This window comes from Halomonas marinisediminis (assembly GCF_004347715.1).
In the GTDB taxonomy this organism is placed as follows: domain Bacteria; phylum Pseudomonadota; class Gammaproteobacteria; order Pseudomonadales; family Halomonadaceae; genus Halomonas; species Halomonas icarae.
On the sequence record NZ_SLTR01000068.1, the window covers coordinates 1 to 402 of the forward strand.

1 protein-coding gene is annotated in these 402 nt (G+C 73.9%); it reads right to left on the reverse strand.

Translation table 11 applies throughout. The features are described from left to right. The coding region (locus E0702_RS15840; protein WP_205741958.1) for a hypothetical protein at positions 1-280 on the reverse strand (280 nt) is incomplete at its 3' end. Between the last annotated feature and the right edge of the window lie 122 nt (positions 281-402).

Consider the following 402-nt stretch of genomic DNA (forward strand, 5'->3'; position numbering starts at 1 on the left):
CCCTGCGCAAGGTCGGCGCGCCCCACCAGTCCGGGCGCCGGGTTGAGAGGGTTTCCGCCGCCGCCTGCGCCTGTGCAGGGGTTTCGAAGAGACCGAAACAGGTCGCGCCGGAGCCGGACATCCGGGCCAGCAGGCAGTCCGGATCGCCCGCGATCTCCGCCAGAACGCTGTCGATCACGGGGGCCGCGGCGCGGGCGGGCGGCTCCAGGTCGTTGCGCTGGGTGGCGAGCCATCGGGCGCAATCGGTCGGCGTTGCAAAGCCGGGCAGGTCGGCGGGCATGGGCGGATTTTCCTTTTGACGCAGGCCCCTGAACACGGGCGGGGGCGGCACGGCCACGGGAGGGGTGAGCAACAGCGCGGGAGGCGGGGGCAGGCCCGCCACGGGGGTGAGCGCTTCTCCGC